This window comes from Bartonella queenslandensis AUST/NH15, assembly GCF_000312585.1.
In the GTDB taxonomy this organism is placed as follows: domain Bacteria; phylum Pseudomonadota; class Alphaproteobacteria; order Rhizobiales; family Rhizobiaceae; genus Bartonella; species Bartonella queenslandensis_A.
On the sequence record NZ_HE998132.1, the window covers coordinates 1 to 254 of the forward strand.

The 254-nt window shown below is 44.1% G+C and carries 1 pseudogene; it reads right to left on the reverse strand.

Annotated elements, in window-relative coordinates:
- Positions 1 to 254: pseudogene (locus tag BN338_RS09615) on the reverse strand (hypothetical protein); the annotation flags it as partial.

Genomic DNA, 254 nt, shown 5'->3' on the forward strand with positions numbered 1-254 from the left:
TTCGTAATAAAGTTAAAACTTCCATCGGGGGCTCCCATCTCTTGCGAAACAACCGTTGCCTCCATCGGCGCTCCTGTAAACACAACAAGACAATTGTTTTCATCAAAAGCACCAAGCATTGGAGCACCACTTTGCCAACGGGGACTGTCTAAAGAATCCGATAATGCATCAAGATTGATCGAGATCTCATCCAATTGCTCTAAAGTATAGCCTATCGTAAACACGGGAAACAACGTGAAAGGTTTTCCCTGTAG